27 protein-coding genes and 1 pseudogene are annotated in these 26,772 nt (G+C 60.4%); 22 read left to right on the forward strand and 6 right to left on the reverse strand.

All coding sequences use genetic code 11. The features are described 5' to 3' along the window. Positions 1-3: 3 nt before the first annotated feature. The 3 genes from AB4037_RS27200 to AB4037_RS27210 all read right to left on the reverse strand — a co-directional run bounded on the left by AB4037_RS27200 (position 4) and on the right by AB4037_RS27210 (position 3,963). Positions 4-1,062: an aromatic/alkene monooxygenase hydroxylase subunit beta gene (locus tag AB4037_RS27200; protein ID WP_441773590.1), complete on the reverse strand. Its 1,059-nt coding sequence runs from the start codon at positions 1,060-1,062 to the stop codon at positions 4-6. Positions 1,063-1,120: 58 nt separating this feature from the next. Next, positions 1,121-2,185: an NADH:ubiquinone reductase (Na(+)-transporting) subunit F gene (locus AB4037_RS27205; RefSeq protein ID WP_441773591.1), complete on the reverse strand. Its 1,065-nt coding sequence runs from the start codon at positions 2,183-2,185 to the stop codon at positions 1,121-1,123. A 104-nt stretch (positions 2,186-2,289) separates the two neighbouring features. Next, complete coding sequence (locus AB4037_RS27210) at positions 2,290-3,963, reverse strand: aromatic/alkene/methane monooxygenase hydroxylase/oxygenase subunit alpha (RefSeq protein ID WP_441773592.1); 1,674 nt, start codon at positions 3,961-3,963, stop codon at positions 2,290-2,292. A 477-nt stretch (positions 3,964-4,440) separates the two neighbouring features. Here AB4037_RS27210 and AB4037_RS27215 point away from each other — a divergent pair, with 477 nt between their 5' ends. From AB4037_RS27215 to AB4037_RS27230, 4 genes are read left to right on the forward strand one after another with little or no spacing between them, the layout of a single operon-like run. Beyond that, positions 4,441-4,968: a hypothetical protein gene (locus tag AB4037_RS27215; RefSeq protein WP_441773593.1), complete on the forward strand. Its 528-nt coding sequence runs from the start codon at positions 4,441-4,443 to the stop codon at positions 4,966-4,968. Further along, a complete protein-coding gene (locus AB4037_RS27220; RefSeq protein WP_441773594.1) occupies positions 4,965-5,306 on the forward strand; it encodes a hypothetical protein in 342 nt (113 codons plus the stop codon). The genes AB4037_RS27215 and AB4037_RS27220 overlap by 4 nt, the downstream gene beginning before the upstream one ends. Then, a complete protein-coding gene (locus AB4037_RS27225) occupies positions 5,303-6,412 on the forward strand; it encodes a WD40 repeat domain-containing protein (RefSeq protein ID WP_441773595.1) in 1,110 nt (369 codons plus the stop codon). The genes AB4037_RS27220 and AB4037_RS27225 overlap by 4 nt, the downstream gene beginning before the upstream one ends. Before the next feature lie 33 nt (positions 6,413-6,445). Next, the gene (locus AB4037_RS27230) at positions 6,446-6,622 is read left to right on the forward strand and encodes a hypothetical protein (RefSeq protein WP_434960422.1); all 177 of its coding nucleotides are present in this window, start codon (positions 6,446-6,448) and stop codon (positions 6,620-6,622) included. Positions 6,623-6,679: 57 nt separating this feature from the next. Here the strand turns inward: AB4037_RS27230 and AB4037_RS27235 are convergent, their stop codons facing one another. Together AB4037_RS27235 and AB4037_RS27240 are read right to left on the reverse strand one after the other, a co-directional pair. Further along, complete coding sequence (locus AB4037_RS27235) at positions 6,680-6,952, reverse strand: ribbon-helix-helix domain-containing protein (RefSeq protein WP_105865575.1); 273 nt, start codon at positions 6,950-6,952, stop codon at positions 6,680-6,682. 109 nt (positions 6,953-7,061) lie between these two features. Beyond that, the gene (locus AB4037_RS27240; RefSeq protein WP_441773596.1) at positions 7,062-8,114 is read right to left on the reverse strand and encodes an NAD(P)-dependent alcohol dehydrogenase; all 1,053 of its coding nucleotides are present in this window, start codon (positions 8,112-8,114) and stop codon (positions 7,062-7,064) included. 221 nt (positions 8,115-8,335) lie between these two features. On the opposite strand from AB4037_RS27240, the gene AB4037_RS27245 reads away from it, so the two are divergent. The 16 genes from AB4037_RS27245 (at position 8,336) to AB4037_RS27320 (ending at position 23,926) form a co-directional block, all read left to right on the forward strand. Beyond that, positions 8,336-10,186, forward strand: coding sequence for a sigma-54-dependent Fis family transcriptional regulator (locus tag AB4037_RS27245; RefSeq protein ID WP_441773597.1), 1,851 nt, complete (start codon positions 8,336-8,338; stop codon positions 10,184-10,186). Positions 10,187-10,341: 155 nt separating this feature from the next. Next, entirely contained in the window at positions 10,342-11,499 is a 1,158-nt protein-coding gene (locus AB4037_RS27250) for a transporter substrate-binding domain-containing protein (RefSeq protein ID WP_441773615.1), read from the forward strand. A 12-nt stretch (positions 11,500-11,511) separates the two neighbouring features. Beyond that, on the forward strand, positions 11,512-12,120 hold the full coding sequence (locus AB4037_RS27255) for an ANTAR domain-containing response regulator (protein ID WP_434961339.1): 609 nt from the start codon (positions 11,512-11,514) through the stop codon (positions 12,118-12,120). Positions 12,121-12,582: 462 nt separating this feature from the next. Continuing rightward, entirely contained in the window at positions 12,583-13,830 is a 1,248-nt protein-coding gene (locus AB4037_RS27260) for a transporter substrate-binding domain-containing protein (protein WP_441773598.1), read from the forward strand. Positions 13,831-13,902: 72 nt separating this feature from the next. Further along, positions 13,903-14,793, forward strand: coding sequence for an urea ABC transporter permease subunit UrtB (gene urtB, locus AB4037_RS27265; RefSeq protein ID WP_441773599.1), 891 nt, complete (start codon positions 13,903-13,905; stop codon positions 14,791-14,793). A 23-nt stretch (positions 14,794-14,816) separates the two neighbouring features. Beyond that, positions 14,817-15,911 carry an urea ABC transporter permease subunit UrtC gene (gene urtC, locus AB4037_RS27270; protein WP_441773600.1) on the forward strand — a complete coding sequence of 365 codons (1,095 nt, stop codon included), beginning with the start codon at positions 14,817-14,819 and terminating at the stop codon, positions 15,909-15,911. Between the two features lie 56 nt (positions 15,912-15,967). Continuing rightward, entirely contained in the window at positions 15,968-16,705 is a 738-nt protein-coding gene (gene urtD, locus AB4037_RS27275) for an urea ABC transporter ATP-binding protein UrtD (protein WP_441773616.1), read from the forward strand. Continuing rightward, positions 16,698-17,393: an urea ABC transporter ATP-binding subunit UrtE gene (gene urtE / locus AB4037_RS27280; RefSeq protein WP_441773601.1), complete on the forward strand. Its 696-nt coding sequence runs from the start codon at positions 16,698-16,700 to the stop codon at positions 17,391-17,393. Before urtD ends, urtE begins: the two co-directional genes overlap by 8 nt. A gap of 48 nt (positions 17,394-17,441) precedes the next feature. Then, a complete protein-coding gene (gene ureE / locus AB4037_RS27285) occupies positions 17,442-17,894 on the forward strand; it encodes an urease accessory protein UreE (protein WP_441773602.1) in 453 nt (150 codons plus the stop codon). Beyond that, positions 17,891-18,577 (forward strand): urease accessory protein UreF, encoded by a 687-nt coding sequence (locus tag AB4037_RS27290; protein ID WP_441773603.1) that lies wholly within the window; start codon positions 17,891-17,893, stop codon positions 18,575-18,577. The genes ureE and AB4037_RS27290 overlap by 4 nt, the downstream gene beginning before the upstream one ends. Positions 18,578-18,601: 24 nt before the next feature. Continuing rightward, complete coding sequence (locus AB4037_RS27295) at positions 18,602-19,297, forward strand: urease subunit gamma (protein ID WP_434960431.1); 696 nt, start codon at positions 18,602-18,604, stop codon at positions 19,295-19,297. Positions 19,298-19,313: 16 nt separating this feature from the next. Beyond that, on the forward strand, positions 19,314-21,026 hold the full coding sequence (ureC, locus tag AB4037_RS27300) for an urease subunit alpha (RefSeq protein ID WP_441773604.1): 1,713 nt from the start codon (positions 19,314-19,316) through the stop codon (positions 21,024-21,026). A gap of 4 nt (positions 21,027-21,030) precedes the next feature. After that, positions 21,031-21,678 (forward strand): urease accessory protein UreG, encoded by a 648-nt coding sequence (gene ureG / locus AB4037_RS27305; RefSeq protein ID WP_434960433.1) that lies wholly within the window; start codon positions 21,031-21,033, stop codon positions 21,676-21,678. Further along, positions 21,675-22,550: an urease accessory protein UreD gene (locus AB4037_RS27310; RefSeq protein WP_441773605.1), complete on the forward strand. Its 876-nt coding sequence runs from the start codon at positions 21,675-21,677 to the stop codon at positions 22,548-22,550. Before ureG ends, AB4037_RS27310 begins: the two co-directional genes overlap by 4 nt. Before the next feature lie 42 nt (positions 22,551-22,592). Further along, complete coding sequence (locus AB4037_RS27315; RefSeq protein ID WP_441773606.1) at positions 22,593-23,195, forward strand: HupE/UreJ family protein; 603 nt, start codon at positions 22,593-22,595, stop codon at positions 23,193-23,195. Between the two features lie 98 nt (positions 23,196-23,293). After that, positions 23,294-23,926, forward strand: coding sequence for a helix-turn-helix domain-containing protein (locus AB4037_RS27320; protein ID WP_441773607.1), 633 nt, complete (start codon positions 23,294-23,296; stop codon positions 23,924-23,926). A gap of 430 nt (positions 23,927-24,356) precedes the next feature. Here AB4037_RS27320 and AB4037_RS27325 read toward each other — a convergent pair whose 3' ends face one another. Then, positions 24,357-24,950, reverse strand: a complete 594-nt coding sequence (locus AB4037_RS27325) for a Urease operon accessory protein (protein WP_441773608.1) — start codon at positions 24,948-24,950, stop codon at positions 24,357-24,359. Between the two features lie 237 nt (positions 24,951-25,187). On the opposite strand from AB4037_RS27325, the pseudogene AB4037_RS27330 reads away from it, so the two are divergent. Next, a pseudogene (locus AB4037_RS27330) lies at positions 25,188-25,280 on the forward strand (IS6 family transposase); the annotation flags it as partial. Between the two features lie 209 nt (positions 25,281-25,489). Then, positions 25,490-26,772: S41 family peptidase (locus AB4037_RS27335; protein WP_441773609.1), on the forward strand; the 1,283-nt coding region annotated here is incomplete at its 3' end.

Consider the following 26,772-nt stretch of genomic DNA (forward strand, 5'->3'; position numbering starts at 1 on the left):
CGGTCAGTCGTCGAGGCCGAGTTCGCGCAGGATCTGGCCGATCCGCTCCTGCGAGACGGCGCGAACATCCTCGAACGAGACCGGCTTGGAATGCGCCATCGACCAGATCGGCTGCAGCCCCAGCGCTGCCTTGTCTGCGAGCGCGCGGTGCTTCTTCAGCCAGGCCTTGAACAGCTGGCGGTTGCCCTGAGCATGCTTTTCGTCATGCGCCAGCAGGTAGATCAGGTCGATGGTATTGGCGAGGTTGCGCTCATAGTCGGCTTCGGCCGCCGAGATCACCGGCGGAGTGATGAAATCGTGGTTGGCGGCTGCCACCTGCATCAGGAAGCCGGAACGGAAGAGTTCGCCGACCAGGGGCTCGAAGACGATGTTGATGGCGAAATACTGTTCCAGATAGTCCTCCGATCCCATGATGGTCTCGACGGCTTCCCGGGCGCCCTGCCAGACGCCGTCTTCCAGCCAAGTCTTCTTGCCCAGTTCGTCGTTCCAGCCGGGAATATCCATGCCGATCTCGGCCAGATAGAGCGTGATGTCCTGGGCCAGGCGCAGCTTGTAGGAAGAGTTGGTCAGCGTGGCGTTGTTGATCATCTGGGTGTAGCCGTAACGCTGGGCCTGCATCAGCGAGGTGCCCAGTCCGAATTCGGCATGCTTCCAGGCCCCGAGATGGTGCTGCAGGATGCTGATCCAGGCCTTGTCGAAGCTCTTGGGCGCGCCGAATTTGCGGCCATTGGCGATCACGCTCTGCACCATCGTCTCGATCTTGGATTGGCGCTGGTAATGGGTGCGCTCCCATTCCTGGTCGGGCGCCCGGAAGGCGTGCCAGTTCGAACTCTGGGCCAGGGTGTTGCCCTTGACGTAGGCGCCTTTGCCGTCGGCAAAATTGATGATCCAGTTCTGGATCAGATAGCGCTCGGGATCGGGCTGCACATCAACGGTGACATCCTCGTAATGGGTGGCGCGCTGCCCCCTGGGATCGAAATAGCGGTATTTGCGGCTGTCGGAGTCGGCGAAGATCGCTGCACCGGCTGCGCCGGATCCGACAGAACTCGAAATGGCAGGCATGGTATTCACTCCCTGGTTGTGGTGTGTTTCGACGATCCGCCCGAGGTGAGGGCGGTCCTTAGTGGCCGGACGAGGTTGCGCCCGACGAGGTGGTGAATTTGTCGAAGAAGATGTGCTCGACCTCGAAGCCGTTCATGAACAGGACGGGCTGCAGCGCATCGATCATGGGGGGCGGGCCGCAGGCATAGACGTCGCCCTGCCCATCGATGGCGAGTTCCCTGAGCTTGGCGCCCACGCTCTCATGGACGAAGCCGCGTTCGCCCAACCACGCACCGTCCTCGCCGGCATGGGAGAGCACGGGGATGAACTGTACCTCCGGGTAACGCTTGACCAAGGCCGAGATCCGGTCGAGATGGAACAGGTCGTCTTGCGTGCGGGCCCCGTAGAAGAAATAGACCGGCCTTTGTTCGCCGCTGGCCAGGTGATCGTTGAGGATCGACCAGACCGGCGACATGCCCGACCCGGCACCGACCAGGATCAGGGGGCCCTCGCGCTCTTCTCGTCGGAAGCAGGTTCCATAAGGCCCGACGATGGAGACCTCGGCTCCGACCTGGATTCCTCCGGCGTCGAGTTCGCCTGAGAATTTTCCCTCGGGGTATTTCTTGATGATGAAGGAGAGGGCCTGGGTTTGGTCCGGCGTATTTGCCATGGAGAACGAGCGCGTAAGCGTCTCCCCCTTTTGCGTGGTGACCGTGATGTCGACATATTGGCCGGCCCAGAACTTCATCGGCGAATTGAGACTGATCTCGATGCCACGGATGTCGTGGGTCAGCCGCTCGATACGCGTGATCTGGCCGCGATAGGTCTTTACCGCGATCGACTTCGCCAGCACCTCCTCGTCATAGTTGAGGAGTTCCACCTCCATGTCCGAATAGGCGATCGTCCGGCATAGGAGGACGTGGCCGCTGTCCTTCTCCATGTCGTTCAACGCGAAGGTCGAGTATTTCAGCATGTCGACTTCGCCGTCGAGCAGGACGCATTTGCAGGCCGAGCATTGCCCTTCCTTGCAGCCGTGCGGCAGCGCGATGCCTTGACGAAAGGCTGCGTTCAGCACGGTTTCGCCGTTCTCAACTTCGAATTCGACGCCGACGGGTTCCAGGCGCACGGTATGGGCCACGCTCATCGGTCCTTTCTCCAAGACTGTCCCGTGCCCCCTCCCGGCGAGGAGAGGGGGCGTGATCCGTCCGGTCGCGGAGACCGCTGGACGGTATCCGCGGATTGGCGGGTTCAGTGACAGGGGTTGATGGTGAAGCCGGCGCGATACTCGGCCAGATGTTTCTCGCGATCGGCGGGAGACATCTCACGCAGCAGCGTCAGCGGCGACAGGATGGTGTGGCCCCTGACATCGTCGAGGGTCCACATCTCCTTGGGATCGAAGCGCAGATGCGGCTGCGGGATCAGGGTTTCGCCGTCCGAGCGCACAAAGTTGAGATCCTTCATCGCCTCGGCGAGATCCCAGCCATGATACAGCGTCTCCCATTCGCGCTTGCCGCTAAAGCGGCCCATCGCCGGGGTGGGACGTCCCTGGTACTCGTCGGAGAAGGCCTCCACTGCCGTCCAACGGTCGAGTTCATGGGCGAAGGTGTGCAGCTTGCCGTCGATTTCGTCGACGACCATGTCCTCGCGGATCAGACAGGGGACCAGGCAGCTCCAGCAGCGGTGCGGATAGACGTAGCCCACCTCCTCGTTGAAGGTGAGGATCTTCTCGCCTCTGTGGCTGAGCTTGTCGTGCCACTTCCAGAATTCGCCGAACTGAGCATACCAGCCCGGATATTTATGCTCGAACCACTCGAAGTCCTTGTCCGTCTGGGCTTCGATACGCCAGAAGTTGAGCGGCCAGCCCACGGTGAAGAACTGGGCCACCTTGTGGACGTAGAACTTCTCGGTGATGCGCTTCCAGGCTTCCTGAACGTCGTCGTGATGGATCTTGATGCCGTATTTTTCCAGCGGCAGCATGTAGGTGCGGTAGTAGTCCTCGAAGATCCAGCGGTGCCACATCTCCGCGTAGGATTCCTTGTTCTTGTCGCGGTTGGTGGTGCCATATTCGATGAAAGTGCCGATGGCGGCGTCGACGATGGCGTGGTTCTGCCAGAAGGCGTAACGCAGGTCGCGCTCGAGCAGGAGGTGGTTTTCCGGCTCCTTGAGAGCGGCCATCAGGAGGGAGTGGCCGTTGCCGATATGGCGGCTCTCGTCCGACTGCACCGAAAGGAACACTGTCGGCAGGGCATAGTCACCATTGCGTGCGGCCTCCGAGGGCATGGCGACGAACAGCGTGTTGGTGAAGGCCGTCTCGGCGACGACGGTCAGATACATGCAGGCCGCGGTCATGGTATCGCCGGTGATGAAACCTTCACCGAACTGGCGGCCGATCGTGGTGGCATAGCATTTGCCGAAGGCCTCTTCGGTAATGTCGAAGCCGGCTGGATCGATATAGTTCTCCATGTACCACTTCTTCAGATTCATTTGAATGGTGGAATGGCGGAACTCGTCGACCATCTGCATGGTGAAGCCGGTGCGCAGGTCTTCGCCGGGTGCCAGCCTTGCCACCATCGCCATCGAGCGGGCGGCCGAGATTTCCGGGAACGGAATGATGGCGAGGAAGAGCTTCATCCACTCCACCCAGCGCGGCTCGACATTGCGGAACATGTCGCCGCGCAAGGCGGCGTCAAGCGCGCCATAGACGCGGTTGTCCTTTTCCTCCTGCATCGGGAAATAGGAACGCAGCACCTGCTTCATCGGATCGCGCGGCGCCTTGCTGATCTTGTAGTCCGTCGGGAAGGTCATCGCTTCCTGGACATAGGTCGGGTTCCAGCCGAGATCGGATATCTTCTTGGTCGCCTCGCCGACGGAGATGCCGCGCTGCGAGGTTATCTTGTTGAGCGTCAAAGACGTCATAGCCATGAGCCTCCACCAGATTGCGCCACGAACCCCCATGGTCCGGGCGGGGAGCGGCAGGTATCGCCGCCGATGAGTGCGGGCGGTCCGCCTGGAAGCAGGCATGCCTCCATCCGGCCGCTCGAGTGGATCACGGCAAAGGTATCTGGAGCGGTGCTGAAAGCCTGGCGCGTGCATGCGTAAGGCATGCTGCGCCACGTGCATTCCAACCTTGGGTTCCCCATTCCTTCGTTCTTTTGGCATCGCGCCGAAACGCGATGGGCTTCTTATGGGAAATGGTACAGCAAGGACCGTGCCAACTCGCGACAAGCTCTAAATTGTGCAGCTTCAGGCGCCCTGAATGGATCGGTCATTCTCGGGAGTGTCGCGAGTGTAACATAATGTTACAAGTGTAATTTACATATGTAAAACTATCTATCTATTCATGAATCCGGTTTATTTATTATGTTTCTCTGTAACGGATATTATGGACAACTTAGTTTGATGGGTTATCCTGTCGGCATTGTGACAGCTTACCGATGTAGGGCCATACCGATGTCCTCTTCCGACAATCCTCGATCGCCATCGGCTTTCGATGGGCCCGACGACAGCGACGTGATCATGGATCTGCTCCGGCTGATGCCGCGCGACCTGATCTTCTCCATGCGTTTTCTGGGCGAAAGCCAGCTGCGCCTGCAGCGCCATTTCCACGACTTCATGATCGCCGAGCTGATGCTGGCGGGGATCACGGAAGAGACCCATCCCTTGCTTCATGCTTTCGTCGAACGGCATGCCATCACGCTGCGCGATTTCGTCTTTTCGGGGGTTTCCCTGTCCCGGCAGTTTCGGGTGGAGGACATTGAACGCCTGACCGGCGATACCACCTCCTTGCTGCGCGTCGACATCTGGGACCAGCTCAGGAGCCATGTGGAGACGGCTCAACGCCAGTTCGAAGCCCAATTGCCAGAGCTGCCGAACCTGTTGTCCGGCTGGGAAAGGCCTGGAGCGGTCGAGGAGAAGAGACGGCAATGACCCAGCGAGTACCCAATCCGCAGGATCTGCTGGGCCGCCGGCTCGAACTGGTTGCCGGTCTGTCCGCTCTCAACGCGCAAGCCCTGAAGCTGACCCAGTTCCTTGCGGGCCTCGACATGGAGATGCTGCGCCTCGAGCTGGCATTGAAGCAGGCGCCGGCGGAGGGAGAGTTGGCGCGGGAATTGCAACGCGATCTGCGAACGACACGCGAGAGTGCCGACGCGGCCGCCGGGCGGCAGGGCGAATGTGCCGAGCGTATCGCAAAGGCCGAACAGGAGATCGAGGATCTCGATCTTCTGCTCCGGCAGGCGATGGCGCGAGAGGGGAGGACATCATGAACCAGCAAAGCAGACAGAACCCGACTCTGTTCGATCTGCTGGGCCGCTGCTGGCAGCGGCCGGCACCCGTCGCAAGCGCGAGCTTCGATCGGCAGGGAGGTTGCGTTGCCTTTGCAGCTGTCGACGGAACCATCGCTCTGGCGCCCGTCGCGGAAGCGGAGGGACCGGAAAGCCGTATCCGGGTCAGCGGCGACCTCGGACAGATGAGGATCCTGCCGCGCACCAAGCCGCCGGCGCCCCTGACCGCATTCGCGGTTCAAGAGGAGGATGCCCCTTTTGTCATGCCCTTTCATGAAGGAGGCTTCCTTGTCCGGACGGGTGGTGGCGTGGTGAGGCGGGTTTCGGCGCAGGGAGAGTCGAGCGAGGATTTTCTTGGCCTTGGCCGGCCCGTCCTGGCTCTCGACCATGCGGCGCAATCGGGTTTGACTGCCTTGTCGGACGGCGACGAGCTTTGCCTCCTGGACCAGGCGGCAAACGTCATTGGCCGTTCGCGCCCCGTGCCCATTCCGACATCGCTCAAATTCTCACCTGACGGCCGATATCTGGCGGGACTGAGTGAAGACAGCCTCGTCATCATGGCGTTGGACGGGGGCGTGTCGGTTCAACGCGTGGTGACACTGCCCTCGCTATCATCAAGCCTTTCCTGGAATCGGCAGGCCGACCGCATTGCCTGTGGCCTGGAGATTGGCGGCCTCAGCATCGTCGATGTTTCGCTTGGACGCACCGACACCATCCTCGACTTTCCCGCGCCGGTGCGGGGACTGGCCTGGGGCATTGGAGGCCAGCTGGTGGCATCGGGTGCCTATCGTATTGCAGCCTGGGGAACGAAGACCGAGGCTGCCAGCCAAGCCTTGCTGACCGGCCATACCGGCCTGATCCTGGTCGAGGCGGTTGCCGCCCATCCCACGCGCGATCTGGTGGCCGCCGGCTATGCCGATGGCCGGATCGTGGTGGCGCGGCTCGGTGGGCGCGACGAACTGTTCGTGCGACCGTTCGGCGGCAAAGTTACCGCGCTGGCCTGGTCGGCGGACGGGCGTCATCTCGCCGTCGGCGATACCGAGGGCCAGGCCGCTCTCCTCACCTTTCCGCCCCAGCTCTTCAAATAGGTGCAGCAAAGCGCCGATCAACAGGAGGACGACATGCCGACAGAGCCGACCCGCGAGGAAGACAGCAAGGACCTGTTCTTCCAAAAGCTGGAAAATCTCGCCCGCGAGATGATCGACACCCATGACAAGGACTTTGCCATGGGAGCGCTGATCCTGACGGCGCGATGGATCGCCGAGGATCGGATCGCCAAGGTCGCCCAAGCGAGCTGAGGTGGAGAGCCGAGGTGGGGGAGAGGAGGCCGGAGCGACCCGGCCTGCCTCGAATTGTCAGCCCTCCGGCGGGATCATCCCCCGGTAGAGCAGGCAGACGGTACGCAGGAGCGAGGCGAAATTGGGAGCGGCGCCATGGCGCTCGAGGGCTTCCTCGTAAAGCACCGAAATCAGCCTGGAGGTCGAGAGCCCCTCCCGGAGCGCCATTTCGTCTAGGACTTGCCAGAACGCCTCCTCCAGCCTCACCGTCGTCGAATGCCCGGCGATCCGCATCGACCGGCTCGCCTTGCGAAAATGGAGCGGGCTCTGGCTCGTGAGGACCTTGCACATGGCTCGCCCTTTCAGCCTTGCCGTCGCCCTCCCGCCGTCCCGATTGTCCGGGCGCGGCCATGGGAGGGTCCGGCCCCCGCCGATCAAGGGGAGGCCAGGGCTTTTCTCGTCATGGAATGAGGACGGCGCGACCATGGATCCTGCCGGCGTTGAGATCCTGGAGAGCCTTGTTGGCGTCGGCCAGCCGATATTCCACAGTGGTCAGTTCGACCAGGCCACGGTCGGCCAGGGCCATCAGTTCGACGAGCTCGGCCCAGGTGCCGACCAGATTGCCGATGATGTTCTTTTCCGTGATGACCATGTCGACGGTGGGGACCCTGATGTCCTCGCCATAGCCCACGACATAATAGCTGCCGGCCGATCGGGTCATGGCGAGGCCCTTGGCCGTGGTGCCCTTTTCGCCGACGAAGTCGATCACGGCTTCGGCGCCGGCACCGCCGGTCAGTGCGAGCACGGCCTCCACTTCGTTCCCGTCTGCCTTCACCAGTTTGTCGGCTCCGATCTTGCCCGCCAGGGCCAGGGAGGCGTCGGACTTGTCGACCACGATCACATCGGCGGCGCACATGGCCTTGAGGCATTGGATGCCGATATGGCCGAGGCCGCCGGCGCCGATCACCACGCAGCTTTCGCCCGGCAGGAGATGGCGCGTCGCCTTCTTGGCAGCACGATAGGCGGTGAGGCCCGCATCGGCATAGGGAGCGACTTCCTTGGGGGCGAGCGTCTTGGGAAGCGGGACGATGTTGCGCTCGGAGGTGCAAAGAAACTCTGCGTAGCCACCGTTGCAGTCCAGGCCCGGGAAGCGACCCGGACTATGCATGTCCATGCCGCGCCGGCAAGCCAGGCAGGTGCCGCCCGAGATCTTGGGGTGCACGATGACGGGATCCCCGACCTTGATGCCCTCGACCTCCTTGCCGATCGCTTCCACCCAGCCGGCATTTTCATGCCCCATGATCAGCGGCAGCAACTGGTCGCCGTTGGGATCCATATGCGGACGCCAGACGCCCTCGATGATGTGGAGATCGGTGCGGCACACGCCCGCTCCACCGATCCGCACGATGACGTCGTTCGACTTCTCGATCCTGGGGTCGGGAACCTCCTGAAGATCGACCCATTGGCCGGCCTTCAGCTCGTCGTCGTAACGGGTGAGTACTTGCGCCTTCATTGTCATTTCCTCCGCGAGCCCGGTCTTGTCCGTGCTTCGCAAGGGAAACAGCAATCCTCGTGCCGCGATGAATATACAAGCAATATCAATGAGATGGATGAATTCATGAATCCCGGGATGTCGCTGGTCTGAACAGTCGCGCGGACTGAGTGTCCAATTCGCGGACAGTTTTCCGTGACATTGGCGGGGCCGGACAGAAGGTCGAAGCCAAGGAGTTGATCATGCAGATCTTGTCGGGGATGGATCGGGCGCGAAATGCCCTCGAACGCGGCGATCGCCTGCCCGGTGGCACCTTGCCGGCGCCGATCGCCGAAAGCTGGCAGCGTTGCCGGGACCTGGGCCTCGACCCGCGCCTCCAGCCTCGCGGCGAGGTGGTGCCATTTGCGACGGTGACGCGCCGGCGCCAGAAAATGGAGGGCCTGCGCCGGCTGGCCCTTGCCGAGATGCAGGTGCTCTATGCCCAGATCGCCGGATCCAATCTGATGATCGCCTTGGCGGATGCGAGCGGCATGGTGCTCGACACCATCAGCGATCAGGCCTTCACGGAGAGCACTGCGGGGCGCTCCATCATTCCCGGCAGCCTGTGGGACGAAGCGCGACGGGGCACCAATGCCCTCGGGCTGGCCAGTGACAGCAGCCAGCCGGTCGGCGTCTTCGGCCGGGAGCACTACTTCACCTGCCACGCGCATCTGAGCTGCATGGCGGCACCCATCCTGGATTCGCATGGGCAGGTCCTGGGTTTGCTCGATGCCTCCTGCGCCAACGAGGCGCGGCAGCAGCATACGCACGCGCTGGTGCGCATGGCCGCAGCCCAGATCGAGAATGGGTTGATCTTCCAGGAATGCGCCGACAGATTCATCCTGGCCTTCCATCCGCGTGCCGAATATCTCGATACGCTGTCTGCGGGGCTGCTGGCCCTTTCGCGCGATGGTGTCGTCACGGCGCTGAACCGTCCCGGCTCCGCCTTGCTCTCCGGCTTGCCGATCGGAGCGGGCACGAGTTTCGACACCCTGTTCGAAATGTCCTTTGCCAAGGCACTGGATGGCCTCCTGAGGGGAGGCGTCATCCCGATCCGGGATGCTGCAGGCAGCCAGGTCCTGATGGTCTGCCGTCAGATCGCTCCCGGGCTCGCGGTCCGCAACCCGCGCCGGGAACCGCAGGTGCCTGTCCATGACAAGGGCGGATCTGCCCCTGGATTTGTGTGTGTGGACCCCACGCTGAGGGCCGCCATGGCCGATGTCGGGCAGGCCGTCGCCATGGGCATGCCCATTCATCTCACCGGCGAGACGGGCACCGGCAAGGAACTGATGGCGCGTCATATCCATGAGGTGAGCGGCCGGAGCGGGGAGTTCATTGCCGTCAATTGCGGCGCGCTGGCCGAACAACTCTTCGTCGCCGAGATCTTCGGCCATGAGCAGGGCGCCTTCACCAACGCCCGAGCGGAGGGATCGATCGGGCTGGCGCGGCAGGCCGATGGAGGCACCTTGTTCCTCGACGAGGTTGCCGATGTGCCACCCTCGGCCCAGACAGCTTTGCTGCGTTTTCTCGATGCCATGGAAGTGCGGCCGGTCGGTGGGCTGAAAGTCTACAAGGTCGACGTCCAGATCATATCCGCCACCAACCGTGATCTGGGGGAGATGGTGGCGGAGCGAATCTTCCGGGCCGACCTGCTCTACCGCCTCAACGGCCTCGTCCTGCATCTGCCGCCCCTGTCGGCCCGCAGCGACTTTGCGCTCGTGGTCCAGCACCTCTTACAGGGACTGGCCCCGGGCGTGGCGATTACCGATGCCGCCATCGCGAGGCTGGCCCAACGTAAATGGCCCGGCAATATCCGTGAGCTCCGTAGCGTGCTGCAGCGCCTGCTCTTACGCCGGCGCGCAGGGTTCATCGACGAGACCGATCTTGCCGATACCGCAGCGGGATCGGGCGATACCTGCCCAGCCTGTCGGGATCGCGGCCTGGCCAGTCGGATCTGCCGCGAAATCAGGGCGACATATCGCGCCTGCCAGAACGTCACGCGCACGGCGCAGATGCTCGGATTATCGCGAACCACCATATACAAGCATCTCTGACGGGGGCCTTGCGGTCCTAACCGGGGTGGCGCATTGCACGAATAACCTCGTCGGTATACTGCTGTGGCTAGAGAAACAGCGGCGTTTCCCGTTCTCGCCTGTGTCGACCGGCCCGACAGGCGTATTTCCTGTCTGTGCTCTGTCCTCAGGTGATAATTGTGACCAACGACGATTGGAAAATTGGAGTTCTGTTTTCCAGGAGCGGCGTAACCGCCGCCGCGGAAATAGCCGAAGCAAATGCGACCCTCCTCGCTACCGAGGAGATCAATGCAGCGGGAGGAGTGCTCGGGCGAAGAATTACGCCGACATTCTATGATCCCGAGTGTTCTGCCCGTAAATATCGTGAGCTTTCGATTCGGCTTCTGACCGAAGATAAAATTAAAGTTATTTTTGGCTGCTATATGTCGACTGCCCGAAAGGCTGTGCTTCCGGAAGTTGAGGCGTATAGGGGATTACTGTTCTATCCGACATTTTATGAGGGTTTTGAATATTCTGGAAACTGCTTTTATACAGGTTCTTCGTCAAATCAAAATGCTCTTCAACTTGCGCAATATCTGATCGAGAATTACGGCAAGAGATTTCTGCTGATAGGCTCGAATTATGTTTTTCCCTATGAGTATAATCGTGTCGTAAGCGACCTTGTTACCTTGGCGAATGGAACGATACTCGACGAGATTTATGTCCCGATCGAAGCGGTAAGCAAGGATTTCGACAAGGTCATCAAGCGGATAAAAGATCTCAAGCCCGATGTTGTCGTCTCCAACGTTGTCGGCACGGGTGCGGTGCTCCTCTATCAGGCCTACCGGGAGGCCGGTTTTGACCCAAGCTCGATGCCCATCGCCAGCTTGGCGACGACTGAGGCGGAAGTCGCGCTCATGCCGGCGGGGTTGGCGGCAGGACACCTGACGGCTGCTTCATTTTTCGAGACGCTGAATACACCTGCCGCAAAACGCTTCGTCACTGCGTTCAAACGGCGTTTCGGCGAGGCGGCACCGGTGACTGCCAGTGCTGAGGCCGCCTATTTTCAGATATATCTCTATGCGGCGGCACTCGAACGCGCAGGGAGCGACAATGCCGATGCTCTCGTGCCCAACCTGGCGGGGCTGGAATTCGACGCGCCGCAGGGGCGGGTTCGTATCGATCCCAACAACCATCACACGGAACTGTGGGCGCGCATCGGCAGGCTCAACCCGCAAGGCAAGTTCGACATCATCTGGGAATCGGAGGCACGTGTAAGGCCCGATCCTTATTTCGTGACGGCCGCTCACGAGGGCTGGGCCACCAGCCTGACCGGCACGCGTCGCAAGGCCTGATGGGAGCAGATGATGTCAGCCCATTTGCTCAAGGACCTCAAGGGCCTGCGGGTTCAGGTCATACACCCTCCCGACGCGCAGGGGGTGACACTGGTCGAACACCTGCGCCGTATCGGATGCAGCTGTGAGATCACGTGGCCGTTGCCGCAGGCAATCAGCTCGACGGCCGTCGTCGTCTTGGTCTCCATCGAGCAAGAAAATCGCGATAAGATCCTGCGGCTTTTCAGGCCTGTCGAACCCTCTGATCCTGCCGTGCTGGCGGTCGTCTCCTTCGAGGATCCCAGTACCCTGCAGGTGGTGCTCGAATGCGGTGCGCTGGCGGTGATTGAGCGGCCCATTCGTCCCTTTGGATTGCTCACCAATTTGATCATAGCTCGGTCTCTCTGGATGGAGCGCCAGAGCGCGGCCAAGAGGATACGCAAGCTCGAACGCAAGGTGGCCGGTAATAACAGGATCCTGCGAGCGAAGACTATTCTCATGGAAACACAAGGGCTTAGCGAGCCGGAAGCCTATGAGAGCATCCGCAAGCAGGCGATGGGCAAGCGCGTGGCGATGGACGATGTAGCCGCTGCAATTATCAATGCCTATGAGCTCTTGACGTTTAAAGAAAGACATGCCTAGTATGAAACTTAGTTGACGTCCGGTGAAACGGCGTCATTGTTGGTGCAGGACAGTGTCGTCCGCACCATTTGGCTGGGTAGCCCGCAAACTCCTGTTCGGAGGTGGCGGGCTTTTTTGTTTTGGTTAGGCCGACAAGGCTGTTGGCCTCCCTGTCCTACCGTATCGGCGACACTGAGCATGTTCGAGCCGGAGCATGCGAGGCGATGCTTTCATATCCTCATCCGAAATACTTTTGTCCAAGCACGGTGCTTGGGCTCGTGCCCGCTTGCGCGGTCGAGTTCGACTGAAAAAGAGGAGTTCATTTCATCGTTTTTCGATCGCGGTCTTTCTCCGAATCCGGAGCTTTCGTCCGCGACGACCGCGGTGCGCTCAGGCGCCCGCATGACTTCCGAATGATCCTGCACGGCCGCGAGGGGCGGCACGAAGACAAGGACGCGCACATCGAGGCGCAGAGGAGGGGTAATGAACGACAAGACAAGGCGCACCTTTCTCAAGGTGGGCGGATTGGCAGCTATGGGACTGGCCGCGCCAGCCCTTCTGCGGCTGGGCGATCGGGCCTGGGCAGCCGGAGAGGTGCCGGTTGGTATCATGTATTCGCTCACGGGCACGACGGCGATCGTCGAGAAATCGATGAATCAATGCGCCCAGATGGCAATCGCCGAGATCAATGCCAGAGGAGGCGTGCTCGGTAAGCAATTGCGTCCGGTGATCGAGGATCCAGCTTCCGAACCTCGCACCTACAGCGAAAAGGCGCGCAAGCTGGTGATGGAAGACCAAGTACCCGTCATATTCGGTTGCTACACCACCGCCAGCCGCAAGGCGGTGCTACCCGTGGTCGAGCGTCGCAAGGGCCTGCTGGTGTGGCCGACCTGGTATGAAGGGGAAGAGTGCTCCAAGAACGTACTCTATGCCGGATCGGCTGTCCCAAATCAGCAACTCGAGAATTCTCTGCCGTGGCTGAAGAAGAAACTGGGGCGCAGCAAACTATTCATTGTCGGCTCCGACTATGCCTTTCCCCGAGGCATGGCCAAGACTTCGAAAACGATTTGCCAGAAGATCGGCATGGACGTGGTCGGTGATGAATATCTCCCGCTCGGTCACACCGAATGGGCGTCGATGGTGTCCAAGATCGGGGCCAGCGGGGCTGATGTGATCTTCTCCAATGTCGTCGGGGATTCGATCGTTGCCTTCTATCGCGAGCTGCGCAATCAGGGCTACAGCTTCGATAAGCTGCCTTTGTGTTCGTCGACGACGACCGAAGTCGAAATCAAGGCAATGGGGCCTGAATATGCCCTCGGCAGCTACGTTTCCCTGCCCTATTTCCAAACTGTCGAAACGCCGCAGAACCAGGCATTCGTGAAGGCTTTCAAAGCCTATGCCGGTGCTGACGCGGTAACCCACGCGGCGATGGAGGCTGTCTATATCGGCGTTCACATGTGGGCGATGGCGGCGGAAAAGGCAGGCGAATTCACAGCCAAGGGCGTGACTTCGAGCATCGGCGGCATGTCCTTCGAGGCACCGCAGGGCAAGGTCACGATCGACCCGCAGAACCTTCACAGCTACCTGACGCCGCGGATCGGCAAGACGAGGGCCGATGGCCTGCTCGACATCGTCGATCAATATCCCGAACCGCTACTGCCTCTACCCTATTCCAGCGTCGGGGAAAGCGCGGAAAAGCGTATCTGCACCACAAGCGGCGCATCGCTCTAACGCATCATTGGTCGGAAGCCAGGCCGGTGCAGAACCTGCACTGGCTGCCGGCAACCTGCGATCGGGTTTGAGATGGAAACCTTCGTCATCGGACTGAGCATCGGGTCCATTCTGTTCATGGTCGCGCTTGGCCTTGCGATCATCTACGGCACCATGAAAGTCATCAATCTCGCCCATGGCGAGATGGTGATGATCGGGGCCTATGTCACCGTGCTGGCAACCCGGCATCTGGGCTTGAACATTTACCTGTGCCTGCCTCTGGCATTCATCGTCACGGCGATTTTCGGGCTCGTCATCGAGCGCACGGTCGTCAGCCACCTCTATGGGCGCCTGCTCGACACCTTGCTGGCGACCTGGGGTATTGCGCTCATTCTCCAGCAGCTCATCCGCATCCATTTCGGGCTGGCCCTGTTCGGGCTCACCATCGATGGACTTGGGTCCGATCTGCAGAATGTTCCGGTTCCCGCCGAATTGCAGCAGACATGGCATTTGCTCGGCGCAAACATACCGGTCTATCGGGCATTCGTTTTTGGTGTCGCTGCGCTTCTGGGAGCCCTGACCTGGTGTCTCCTCCACCGAACACGCTTCGGTAGCCAGCTAAGGGCCGTCTCGGTCGCAAGGAACACGGCAGCCGCCTGCGGTGTCAACGACAAGCGGGTCAATGCACTCGCCTTTGCCTATGGCTGCGGACTTGCCGGGATAGCCGGCGTCCTGGTTTCCGGGTTCAAGACGGTGTCCCCGGATATGGGAACCTCCTATGTCGTCGATGCTTTTCTCGTGGTGGTTGCCGGAGGGGTGGGTCAGTTGCTGGGCACCTTTGCTGCCGCCGGAATGCTTGGCGAGGTCCAGAGCTTCGTCGCCACCTGGCTCAATGATGTGTATGGCCGTACCGTCCTGTTTGTCGTGGTCATCCTCATCCTGCTGTTCAAGCCTAAAGGTCTGTTCGTGACCAAGAGCCGCTGACCCCCACGATCATGGATGAGCGCATGACATACCGAAATATTTCCATTGCCGCCTACATAGTGTTCTTCGCGGTGGTATTCGCCCTGCCGTTCCTGCTCAGCAGCTTTTGGACCAACCGGGTTGCAACCTATCTCGTCTACGCAATCTGCGCCGTCGGTATAAGCCTGGCTTGGGGATACACGGGAATACTCAGTCTGGGCCAGGGCCTTTTCTTCGGGATGGGCGCCTATATGCTGGCAATGTCGCTCACGCTGGCCGCGCCGGAAAACAACCCGGTGCCGGAGCTCATGTTGCTCAATATGCAGCCAGACGCCGTGCGCGACCTGTGCTGCGTGACTCCCGGCTCTTTTCTCTGGATCCCGTTCAGATGGCTCGTGATCGGGGTGATGGCAGGATTGCTGGTGCCGTGCGCCCTGGCTGCGGGGCTTGGCTATGTCATGTTCAAGCGGCGGACGACGGGCGTCTATGTCAGCATCATCACCTTGGCGTTTGCCCTGATCGGACAGTTGCTGGTGATCAACAATCAGCCCTTGACGGGCGGCTTCAATGGCCTGGCCAATTTTGCGCCCTTGACGATTGCCGGCTTTGAATTCGATCCCTACGGACCCAGTGTCTACTATGCCGTCGCCGGTGTGCTGTTCCTGGTCGTGCTCGGGCTACGCCTGCTCCTTTCCGCCAGGATCGGACAGATTCTCAAGGCCATCCGCGAGGACGAGGCGCGTGCCCGCTATCTGGGCTATGACGTCGAGAGCTACAAATTGTTCGTGTTCTGCCTCTCGGCCATCATTGCGGGGCTGGCCGGCATGTTGTTTACGCTCACGGCAGAGTTCGCTTCGCCCTCCCTGATGGCGACCTCCTTCAGCATCTCGATGGTGATCTGGGCAGCAACGGGCGGACGGGCGTCGCTGCTCGGGGCCTGCATCGGCGCCTTGCTGGTGAACTTCGTCGGGTCCTACGCCAGCGAGAATGCGGTGTTTCAGCCGGTTTGGCCGATCATCCTGGGCGGATTGTTCGTTTTCGTGGTGCTGGTGATGCCCAACGGTATTGCGGGCGTCATCAAGGCGGGGCTCGAACGTTCACCTCGCAAGCGTGCCTCCGGGCGGGAGGCCTATCCATGAACGCCGTGACCAGAATAGCGGCCGCACAATCGAGGGCTACCAAACCACCTATTCTCATGACTCGCCAACTCACCGTCCGCTTCGATGACTTTCCGGCAGTGAGCAATGTCGACCTGTCCATCGAAGACGGTGAACTCAGGGTCATTATTGGCGCAAACGGCGCCGGCAAGTCGACGCTGCTCGATCTGTTGTGCGGAAAGGTATTGCCGTCCGAAGGAGAGATCTGGCTGAACGACCGCAACATTACCGGCATTGGTGAGGCCGCGATTGCGCGCAGTGGTGTCGGGCGGAAATTCCAGACACCAACCGTCTTCAAGGAAATGACGGTGCTCGAGAACCTGCAGATAGCAAGCAACCGGTACGTCAAGGTTCGCAACAATTTGTTTCGGCGCTTCTCACGCCGACCGACCGACAGGGAGTTGGCGGTCGCCGACCGAACGGGGCTGACCTCCTTCATGATGCGCCGGGCTGGGGAATTGTCCCACGGACAACTTCAATGGCTGGAACTCGCCATGGTCCTCAGCCAGGATCCCAAGGTCATTCTTCTCGACGAGCCAGCGGCGGGAATGACAGCCGCCGAAACCGACAAGACGGCCGAACTCCTGCTGTCGCTGGCCGGTGAACACACCGTGCTCGTCATCGAGCACGACATGGCGTTCGTTCGCAGGATCTGCCGCACCATTACCGTTCTCCATCAAGGCGCGGTCCTGGCGGAGGGAACGGCGGGTGACATCGAAAAAAATCCCGCTGTCATTGAAGCCTATCTCGGTTCGGCGACGCTCAGCCATGCTTAAGATCAGCCACGTCAATGCCTTCTACGGCACGAGCCACATCATCCACGATCTCGACCTGGAGATCCGCAAGGGCGAGACCTTCTGCCTCCTGGGGAGGAACGGTGTCGGCAAGACCACATTGCTGCGCAGTCTTCTTGGAATCGGGGTACGCACCACGGGCAGCATCCAATTTCAGGGCAGCGAAATCAGCCAGTCTCTGACCCATGATCGCGCCCGGCGCGGAATTGGCTATGTGCCGCAAGGGCGGGAAATCGTTCCCGGTATGAGCGTCCTCGACAATATCCTTCTGGGCTGCAACGCGCGCACGGACGGCAAGGTCGAGGTGCCGCCGCTGGTGTGGAGCCTCTTTCCATTCCTGAAGGACCATCTCGGCCGTCGCGGAACCAATTTGTCGGGTGGCCAGCAGCAGCAGCTGGCTATCGCTCGCGCTCTCGCCACCGATCCAAGTCTCCTGGTCCTGGACGAGCCCACCGAGGGCATTCAGCCCAACATCGTCGAGGATATCGAGAGAGCGATCATCGCCCTCAACCGCGATCATGGCCTGACGATCATCCTGGTCGAACAGAAGATCCGCTTTGCTCGAACGGCGGCCCACCGCTTCGCCATCCTCGAAAAGGGGCGTGTCGCGGCGGCCGGACCGACCAGCGAACTCACCCAAGAAGTCGTCCATCGACACATGAGCCTGTAGCGCACCGCAAGGACAGGCGCTGCAACCAGACAATGGGAGGAACCCAGCATGCTTCGCATCGAGAGCCTTGTCGGCGCCAGCACGGATCCCGGCCTGCATGAGCATCTTCATCATCTCGAACATCACGGTGATCTGGAAGTGGTCAAGATCGCGGTCGGGGATCTCGATCGTCGACGCCTGCTCGCCCGGACCGAACGTGGTGAAGAACTCGCTATCGCGCTTCCGAGAGACCAGAAGCTGTTCGACGGGGCCGTGCTGCTCATGGAAGCGAAGAGAGCCATCGTCGTCAAAGCCGGCGAACAGCGCTGGCTCAGGCTTTTACCGCGTGCCGCCGAAGAGGCGCTGGAACTTGGATATCATGCCGGCAATCTGCATTGGCGCGTGCGTTTCGAGGGCAGGGACCTGCTGGTATCGCTGGATGGCCCGGCCGCCGATTATATCGCGCGCATAGAACCGCTGGTTAGGAGCGGGCGTGTTCTCGCGACCGAAGAGCAGCAATGAACACGGCCGATCCGGAGCAATTGCTGGTGGCTCTGCAGCACGCCGACAGCCAGTTCCCGTCGGGGGGCTTTGCCTTCTCACAGGGACTGGAAGCCTCCGCCCTTTTGAGAGAGATGCTGGGCGGTTGGGACCTGGCCGAGTTCGTGCTTACCCAGCTCCGCCATCGCTGGGCCGGCGCCGATCGAGTCGCCTTGATCAGGGCCCATCGTTGTGCAGGCGAATTGTCGAGCGTTACCGAATTGGATCTCGAAGTCGAGGCGTCGACCCTCGTGGAAGGCCTCAGGATCGGTTCGCGTCGCAACGGCATGGCGCTGCTGACGACCCACGCGCGTATCGCCACGTCCAGAGCGTCGGACTATCGAACCTTGGTGCGTGACGGTTCCGCCTGCGGGCACCTGGCGGTCGTGCAGGGCTTGCTCTGGGGGGCGATCGGGCTCAACGAAACCGCGGCTGCATCGATGAGCGGCTATCAGGCTGCCGCATCGCTTAGCACCGCCGCGATCAGATTGGGCCTGATCGGCGCCATCGAGGCGCAGGCCATCCTCACCTCGGCCCTGCCGGTCATTGCTGCCATTTGCCGGGAACCGGTGGCTGCCAACGAGCCGATCCGTTCATTCAATCCGTTGACTGAAATCGCCGTCGCCTTTCAACGCGATGGCGGTCAGCGGCTGTTCTCCAATTAGCCTGATCAAGGAGGGAGCGCATTCATGTTGCTGACACCCACTGAATTGGAACGCCTCACCATCTTCACGGCCGCAGAACTCGCCCGCAAACGACGCGCCAAAGGTCTCAGGCTCAATTATCCGGAAGCCGTGGCCCTTATTTCCGACGAGATCCTCGAGGGTGCGCGCGAGGGGCGCTCTGTGGCGGAAATGATGGCGTTGGGGTCGCAAATTCTCACGCAGGACGATGTCATGTCAGGCGTAGCCGCGATGCTCCCCATGTTGCAGGTGGAGGCGACCTTCAAGGATGGCACCAAGCTCGTCACGGTTCACGACCCGCTGCGCCCCGCGCCCGACGGTCCTCACGACACGTTTGAGCCGGGAGAAATCGTCAGCGAAGAAGGCGAAATCGAGCTCAATGCCGGCCGGGAAAAGCGGTCGCTTCGGGTGGTCAACACGGGTGACCGTCCCGTGCAGATTGGCTCCCATTACCATTTCTTCGAGGTCAACCGGGCACTGGAATTCGACCGCGCCGCCGCCTTCGGCATGCGCCTCGACATCGCGGCCGGTACGGCGGTGCGCTTTGAACCTGGACAGGAAAGGGAAGTGGAACTCACCACCTTTGGCGGCAGCCAGACGCTCTCCGGGCTGAACGCGTTGTCCAATGGCTCGGCCCGGGATCCCAAAGTCAAAGAGGCTGCCCTGGAACGCGCCCGCGGCGCTGGCTTTCGTGGCGCTTGAAAAGGAGAAGACAGATATGGCCTCTCTCTCCCGGCGCGATTATGCCGCGATGTATGGACCAACCCTGGGCGACGGTTTCCGGCTGGGTGACACCTCGCTCATCGCCGTGGTCGAGAAGGACTACGCCACCTATGGCGACGAATGTCTCCACGGTGGGGGAAAGACATTGCGCGATGGTGCGGGTCTTGCCGCGGGTGTGACCAGCGCCAAAGGGGCGCTGGACTTTCTCTTGTGCAACGTCACCGTGATCGATGCCGTGCTCGGGATCGTCAAGGGCGATCTCGGCATCAAGGAAGGGCGCATTGTCGGCATCGGCAAGGCCGGCAATCCAGCGATCATGGACAATGTCGATCCTCGTCTGATCGTTTCGGCGGCGACGACGGTGCGCGATTGCGAGGGCCTCATTGCCACGGCCGGGGCGCTCGATGTCCATGTTCATTTCGACAGCGCCCAGCTTTGCGAACACGCAATCGCCTCGGGCATCACCACGATGCTGGGCGGTTCGCTCGGGCCCATCACCGTCGGCATCGATTGCGGCGGCGCCTTCAATGTCGGCAAGATGCTGCAGGCCGCCGAACAATGGCCGATCAATTTCGGTTTCCTCGGCCGTGGCAATTCGCACAAGCCCGCCTCGCTGATCGAGCAGATCGAAACGGGATGTCTCGGCCTCAAATTGCATGAGGATTGGGGCACGATGCCCGCCTCCATCGATACCTGCCTGTCGGTCGCCGACGATATGGACTTTCCTGTCCAAATTCATACCGACACGCTGAACGAGTCCGGCTTCCTGGAAGATACCCTGGCAGCCATCAAGGAGCGCACCATCCACATGTACCACACCGAAGGTGCGGGAGGCGGTCATGCGCCCGACATCATCCGCGTCGCCGGTGTGCCATGGTGCCTTCCATCTTCCACCAATCCCACCAATCCCTACACGGTCAACACCTTCGACGAACATCTCGATATGACGATGGTGTGCCATCATCTCAACCCGTCCATACCCGAGGACGTGGCCTTCGCGGAAAGCCGCATCCGGGCGCAGACGATCGCCGCCGAAGACGTCCTGCACGATATCGGCGCGATATCGATGCTGGGATCCGACAGCCAGGGCATGGGCCGCATCAACGAGGTCATCTGCAGGACCTGGCAGCTCGCCGACAAGATGAAGCAGCAAAGAGGGCGCCTGCCCGAGGAGAAGACGCGTCTTGGCGACAATGAGCGGATCAAACGCTACGTCGCGAAATACACCATCAATGCGGCACGCACCTTTGGCATCGCAGACCATGTCGGTTCGCTCGAGGACGGCAAGATCGCGGATATCGTGATTTGGCGCCCGGCCTTCTTTGGCATCAAGCCCGAACTGGTCATCAAGGGCGGTTTCATAGCCTGGGGCGCGATGGGGGACAGCGCAGCCTCGCTGATGACCTGCGAACCTCTCTTGTTGCGTCCGCAATGGGGAGCGTTCGGACGGGCCAAACAGGCCTTGTCGGCCTGTTTCGTCAATCCGGCCGCAATCGACCGTGGGCTGGCCTCCACGCTCGATTTGAAGAAGGCGCTGTTGCCCTCCCGGGGATCGAGGCAGCTGTCCAAGAAGGACATGCTCCATAACGACGTCTGCCCCCAGATACGTGTCGATCCCCAGACCTTCGATGTCTTTGTCGATGGCGAGCTTGCCACATGTGAGCCGGCGCGGGAGTTGCCGCTGGCACAACGCTATATGCTGAGGTGACGCCATGGACGCGACATATCTATTGAAGGATCGGCCATCGACCCGCGTGGGCGCTGCCCGGGTTGGCATTGGCGGGCCGGTCGGGTCGGGCAAGACGGCGCTTATCGAACAGCTGATCCCTGCCTTTGCGGCAAGAGGTGTCTCGCTGGCGGTCGTCACCAACGATCTCGTGACGGCGGAAGATGCCGAGCGTCTGCGGCGTTCCGGCCTGATCGATCCGGCGAGGGTTGCGGCTGTCGAGGCCGGGGCGTGTCCGCACACGGTCATTCGGGAAGATCCCACTCTCAACATTGCCGCCGCCGACGAGCTGGAGCTGCTCTTTCCCGATGCCGAACTGATCCTGATCGAGAGCGGCGGCGACAATCTGGCCTCCACCTTCTCGCTGGACCTCGTCGATTGGTGGATGTTCGTCATCGACGTCGCCGGTGGCGACGACATTCCCCGCAAGAATGGCCCGGGCGTGCTCAAATGCGATCTGCTGGTGATCAACAAGAGCGATCTGGCTCCCTATGTCGGTGTCGATCTCGATCGCATGACAGGCGAGGCCGCTGCCGCCCGCCGTGGTCGCCCCCTGGTGCTGACCAATTGCCGCAAAGCCGAGGGCATCGATGCAATTGTCGATCGTATTCTGGCCGAAGTGTTGTTCCGATGACGCAGCATTGGCAGCCTCAAGCATTGCATCTCGACCCGGGCTTGCGGACAATGGCCGAGTCCCGCGGCCGCTTCGAACTGGATTTCGTTCGCCACGGCGCACGAACGACGCTTGCACGCCAATTTGTCTCCTACCCTTTTCATTTGACCCGGCCCTTTCGGCTGGATCCAGACATTCCGTCGCTACTCACGCTCTACCAGCAATCGTCATCCGGCGGCCTTTATCGAGGGGAGCGGCTCTCCTGCCGATTTCGCGTTGCAGCAGGTGCCGCCGCCCATATAACGACCCAAGCTGCCACGATCGTCCATGACTGCCAGGGCCAGCCCGCTCGTCAGAATACCGCCATCCGGGTCGAGAGCGGCGGTTTCCTGGCCTATGCGCCTGACCCGCTCGTGCTCTTTCCTGGTGCGTTTTTTGCAGCCGGGCTGGAGGCTAGCCTGGCCGATGACGCAGTCCTGTTCCTTTGCGATGCTTTCAGCATGCATGACCCCAGGGCCGAAGGGCGCTGTTTCGATCGGCTCAGTTCGGACGTGGTGATCCGGGATCGTGGCGGAAGGCTGGCCGTGCGGGACTGCTTCCAGCTCGTCGGCGATGCGCTACGCGATCGGGCTTCTCCGATGGGCCGCTGGCAGGTCATGGCAAGCTATCTCATTCTTGGGCCCTCCTCCCGTCTGCCGTCCCAAGCCGACCTGCAGAGCTCGCATGTCGAGGGCGGCTCGATCATTGGTGTGAGTGCGCTCCCCAATGCGGCCGGCTGGGGCATTCGCTGCCTTGCCGCAGATGCGATTGCGGCTCGTAAGGCCTCCGATCGGCTGTTCTCACTGTGTTGCCAAGCCGCATTCGGCCATTCGCCCATGCCCCGGAGAAAATAACGCCTCGGGGACGTTGACTGATTTTATAAAGGAGACATGCCCATGAAATCCCGGTGCACCGCCCCATTGCTTGCCGCGATCCTTGTTGGCGCCATGACAGCCACGGCCAATGCCCATACGGGTGTTGGAGCGACCAGCGGGCTCGCGCATGGTTTCCTTCATCCTGTCAGTGGACCGGATCATGTCCTGGCCATGGTCACTGTCGGCCTGTTTGCTGCCCAATTGGGCGGGCGGGCAATCTGGCTCGTACCCCTGAGTTTTGTCTGCGTCATGGCATTCGGCGGCGCCTTGGGGCTTGTTGGCGTGACCTTGCCGTTCGTTGAACTGGGCATTGGTCTTTCCGTGGTGGTGCTGGGGGCGATCGTTGCTTTGCGATTGCGTGCTGCCATACCCGTGGCGATGGCCCTTGTCGGCTTTTTTGCGATCTTTCATGGGTATGCGCATGGAGCCGAGATGCCAGAAAATGTCGGAGGCTTCACCTATGGCGTGGGTTTCGTGCTTGGAACGGCTTTGCTGCATGCAATTGGCGTGGGAACGGGCCTTGCAATCGGCAATCTGCGGGAGGGGCGGGGCGAGCTCATGGTTCGTTCCACGGGCGCTCTCATCGCAATTGCCGGCGTCGTTCTTCTCGGCGGTCTGGCTTAGACAGCCATGCGCGTCGCGGTTACCAAAGTTCTGATCACCGTCATCCATGGGCGTGACAAAGGCCCAGGCTATATCGGCCTGAGCCAATTGCTTCTTCCATGGATGAATTTGCAGCACCATTCGATCGGGAGGGTCGGTTGTCAATCAGGAGAAAGAAGGAACGCCTTCCGGTTGTAATTGGACGAGAACTGCGAGCCTGCAGAGAACGCGAGGGAATTTCGGCCGTCGACTTGGCTCGTGCAGCACGGATATCGGGGGGGACACTGTCAAAAATCGAGCATGGCACCATTACGGCGTCGCTGACAATTATACAGTCCCTCTCTCGAATTCTTGGCGTCTCTCTCTCCACGCTGATGCGGCGCGCCGAACAGCATCGAAGCGCCATATTCGTAAGGCGAGATCACGCGACTTCTCCCGTAAATCGTAATCTACTTGAGACGCGTGCAAGTTATCTACTTGGTGAAATCAAGAATGATTCAAGTCATTTTCAATTAAATTCATCTATAATTCTCTTGGAAGATTGTGGTATTGGTTTCGAATTGGTGCAAAAGAAGGGAAATTTCCTCGTTTATGTGCTGGAAGGGGAGATGATATATCGGCATGATACAAAGTATTATGCATTGACACCAGGAGATAGTTTATTCTTTGATGCGAGCTGGTTGCATGGACCGGATCGTGTTGTCAGTGGCCCAGCAATATTTTTGCAGGTACATTCCAATTTTGTAATATAACTTTTGATTTTTCATTCGGATTTGATAATTTTACCTTGGTATAAAAATTGATATTTTGGATTATTTGGCCAAAAATTCTTTATGCATCGTAATACTGTAATTTTAATTTGGAATTAAGCTACCGGTCGATACTTTTTGTCTTTTGTGCCCAATATCTACTCAACAATGAGGTTCGCCGGGGCGGCTAAGCATGACTACGTCATGCTGGAGGCGACAAGGCCGCGGGCCTCGCAAGGGTTGTTCCGCATGGGTGCTTAATAGGTAACGCGGACTCGGCTCGTGAGACCATTGGGATCGGCAAGCGGGACTGTCAGGAATTTCGTGCGTAGGTTGCTGCTTGACCGTCGGGCCGCCATGGCCCCGATGAACCACTCCCTGAAGAGTGCGACGAGTTGAGCTTGGAACATAGCCGCTCATGGGCTGGGCTCTCTTAAAGGCGAGTTACCCGACCAAGACGGATATAGTGGTCCACGAGGGTCTTTTCTGCAGAAAAAGGATGCCACTTCCACCCTTGGTGGGTAAAGCCGGTGAGAATGACAGGAAGGTCCGGGAAACGTCGGAGAACATAGTGGAGGGCAAGCATTCCGCTGCTCGGTACCACATAGCGCGGGGGGGCAAAATCCGCCAGATTGCGGTCGACTTCATCATGGATATTGTGATCAAAAACGACAAAATTCTTGCCAAGGGCGGCGGAATAGGCGGCGAACCTCGATGTGTGATCGTCGCAAAAGTCAGCAAGGCCGGGCCACTGATCTATGATGGAATCCCTTAATTCGAGAAATTTGGCTGGACTGCGCACGCACCAAAATTCGCGGGCCTCGCGGATCGCCAGATGAGATCGCCATTTGGCAGAGGTCGCCAACGAGCGGCCGGATCGGCCGGTATTGCAGACGGCTACGGCATGTGTAGGGCCCGGTAGCTCGCCATAAGACCGGCAGTCGTTGAACCGGACAACGAAGTTGGCCTGATCGATAAGGGACACGGCGTCAGGAGAGATGGGACCGTTGCCAACCAAGAGGATCATGCAGCAGCCAAATAAGACCGTAGCGCCCGATGACCGGGAACACGATAGCGCGAACTCACAGGATTGTGTCGCAAATTCACGGATGGAACGCAAACGCGTTTTCACCAGACACGTTTCAGAGAAACCACTTCGCGATCGGAAGGCCTTGGTGCTCGGCCGCCTCACAGTCCGCCATGTCTCCGATGCGGACCCAAGCCGTGCCCAGCCTCAAATCGACTGCCAGCGCAGCGACAGTCTGGGATCGAAATGGTTCACATGATGCGGAAACGGCAGGCGAGGTATGCCTGTGATCCGGTACGACTGCTCGCCAATCGGTTCGAATTCCTCGCTGACCGAATACCGTATCCGATGGCCTTTTTGTCCAAGCACGCGTTTGCGACGCAGCTCATTGGTTGGATGGCGCCGAACGAGCAACAAAATGCGGCCATAATCGAGGTATCATTTTCGCTGGCGCTTACCCGGGGCAAAGTGAAGTGGGGATGGAAGGCGCACCGAGTTCGTTTGGACTCAAGCTTGGCTTCCAACAGAAGAGTTCCCCCATGCGTAATCTTGCCCTCATGTTGACGGGAGCAGCCCTTGGCGCTCTCGGCACGGTCGCGCTGACGCAATCCCCTGTTTCCTTTGTCGGCCGTGCCCAGGCGTCCCTGGCGGATAGCTACAAGCAGCTCAACCTGTTCGGCGACGTGTTCGAGCGGGTGCGTTCGGATTATGTCGAGCAGCCCGAGGATGGCAAGCTGGTGGAAGCGGCCATCAACGGCATGCTGACCTCGCTCGATCCGCATTCGAGCTATATGGATGCCAAGAGCTTCCAGGACATGCAGGAGCAGACCAAGGGCGAGTTCGGTGGCCTCGGCATCGAGGTCACCATGGAGGACAATGCTCTCAAGGTTGTATCGCCGATCGATGACTCGCCCGCCTCCAAAGCTGGAATCCTCGCGGGTGACGTGATCACTGCGCTCGATGGTGATGCGGTGCAGGGCATGGGCATGCAGCAGGCCGTCGACAAGATGCGCGGCGCCGTCAACACGCCGATCACGCTGAAGATCCTGCGGGCGGGCAAGGGAGCTCCCTTCGACGTCAAGCTCGTGCGCGACATCGTCAAGGTCGCTTCGGTGAGAGATGAGAAACTCGGCAATGATATCGGCTATATCCGCATCAGCCAGTTCACCGAGCAGACCTTCGACGGCCTGAAGAGAAGCATCGACAAGCTGAGCAAGGAAATCGGCCCGGACAAGCTCAAGGGTTTTGTCATCGACCTGCGTAACAATCCGGGCGGCCTGCTCGACCAGGCCGTATCCGTTTCCGGCGCCTTTCTGGGACGAGGAGAGGTCGTTTCGACGCGGGGACGCCAGGCCGACGACGTGCAACGCTTCACGGCGAGCGGCCCCGATCTCACCAAGGGCAAACCCATCGTGGTGCTGGTCAATGGCGGCTCGGCTTCGGCATCGGAGATCGTCGCCGGCGCCCTGCAGGACCACAAGCGCGCCACCATCCTGGGTACGCGCTCCTTCGGCAAGGGCTCGGTGCAGACCATCATTCCGCTGCAGGACAATGGCGCGCTGCGCCTGACCACGGCGCGCTATTACACCCCGTCCGGCCGCTCGATCCAGGCCAAGGGCATCGAACCGGAGATCGTGGTTCAGGAGAACGTGCCCGACGACCTCAAGGGCAGTGACCAGACCAAGGGCGAATCCGGTCTCAAGGGCCATCTGGCCAATCCGGATGCCGACAACAAGTCGGAGGAAGGCGGCTCCTCGGCCTATGTGCCCGCCAACGAGAAGGACGATACCCAGCTCAACAAGGCGATCGACCTGCTGCATGG

Source organism: Labrys sp. KB_33_2, assembly GCF_052114505.1.
Classification (GTDB): Bacteria; Pseudomonadota; Alphaproteobacteria; order Rhizobiales; family Labraceae; genus Labrys.

Coding starts and splice junctions, on each gene's coding strand:
- AB4037_RS27255 (WP_434961339.1), top strand. CDS start 11,512: ATGTCAGCCCATTTGCTCAAGGACCTCAAGGGCCTGCGGGTTCAGGTC.
- AB4037_RS27310 (WP_441773605.1), top strand. CDS start 21,675: ATGACGCAGCATTGGCAGCCTCAAGCATTGCATCTCGACCCGGGCTTG.
- AB4037_RS27210 (WP_441773592.1), bottom strand. CDS start 3,963: ATGGCTATGACGTCTTTGACGCTCAACAAGATAACCTCGCAGCGCGGC.
- AB4037_RS27290 (WP_441773603.1), top strand. CDS start 17,891: ATGAACACGGCCGATCCGGAGCAATTGCTGGTGGCTCTGCAGCACGCC.
- ureE (WP_441773602.1), top strand. CDS start 17,442: ATGCTTCGCATCGAGAGCCTTGTCGGCGCCAGCACGGATCCCGGCCTG.
- urtE (WP_441773601.1), top strand. CDS start 16,698: ATGCTTAAGATCAGCCACGTCAATGCCTTCTACGGCACGAGCCACATC.
- AB4037_RS27230 (WP_434960422.1), top strand. CDS start 6,446: ATGCCGACAGAGCCGACCCGCGAGGAAGACAGCAAGGACCTGTTCTTC.
- AB4037_RS27200 (WP_441773590.1), bottom strand. CDS start 1,062: ATGCCTGCCATTTCGAGTTCTGTCGGATCCGGCGCAGCCGGTGCAGCG.
- urtC (WP_441773600.1), top strand. CDS start 14,817: ATGACATACCGAAATATTTCCATTGCCGCCTACATAGTGTTCTTCGCG.
- AB4037_RS27260 (WP_441773598.1), top strand. CDS start 12,583: ATGAACGACAAGACAAGGCGCACCTTTCTCAAGGTGGGCGGATTGGCA.
- ureC (WP_441773604.1), top strand. CDS start 19,314: ATGGCCTCTCTCTCCCGGCGCGATTATGCCGCGATGTATGGACCAACC.
- AB4037_RS27295 (WP_434960431.1), top strand. CDS start 18,602: ATGTTGCTGACACCCACTGAATTGGAACGCCTCACCATCTTCACGGCC.
- AB4037_RS27215 (WP_441773593.1), top strand. CDS start 4,441: ATGGGTTATCCTGTCGGCATTGTGACAGCTTACCGATGTAGGGCCATA.
- AB4037_RS27315 (WP_441773606.1), top strand. CDS start 22,593: ATGAAATCCCGGTGCACCGCCCCATTGCTTGCCGCGATCCTTGTTGGC.
- AB4037_RS27205 (WP_441773591.1), bottom strand. CDS start 2,185: ATGAGCGTGGCCCATACCGTGCGCCTGGAACCCGTCGGCGTCGAATTC.
- AB4037_RS27320 (WP_441773607.1), top strand. CDS start 23,294: ATGGATGAATTTGCAGCACCATTCGATCGGGAGGGTCGGTTGTCAATC.
- urtB (WP_441773599.1), top strand. CDS start 13,903: ATGGAAACCTTCGTCATCGGACTGAGCATCGGGTCCATTCTGTTCATG.
- AB4037_RS27225 (WP_441773595.1), top strand. CDS start 5,303: ATGAACCAGCAAAGCAGACAGAACCCGACTCTGTTCGATCTGCTGGGC.
- AB4037_RS27245 (WP_441773597.1), top strand. CDS start 8,336: ATGCAGATCTTGTCGGGGATGGATCGGGCGCGAAATGCCCTCGAACGC.
- AB4037_RS27325 (WP_441773608.1), bottom strand. CDS start 24,950: ATGATCCTCTTGGTTGGCAACGGTCCCATCTCTCCTGACGCCGTGTCC.
- AB4037_RS27220 (WP_441773594.1), top strand. CDS start 4,965: ATGACCCAGCGAGTACCCAATCCGCAGGATCTGCTGGGCCGCCGGCTC.
- ureG (WP_434960433.1), top strand. CDS start 21,031: ATGGACGCGACATATCTATTGAAGGATCGGCCATCGACCCGCGTGGGC.
- AB4037_RS27240 (WP_441773596.1), bottom strand. CDS start 8,114: ATGAAGGCGCAAGTACTCACCCGTTACGACGACGAGCTGAAGGCCGGC.
- AB4037_RS27235 (WP_105865575.1), bottom strand. CDS start 6,952: ATGTGCAAGGTCCTCACGAGCCAGAGCCCGCTCCATTTTCGCAAGGCG.
- urtD (WP_441773616.1), top strand. CDS start 15,968: ATGACTCGCCAACTCACCGTCCGCTTCGATGACTTTCCGGCAGTGAGC.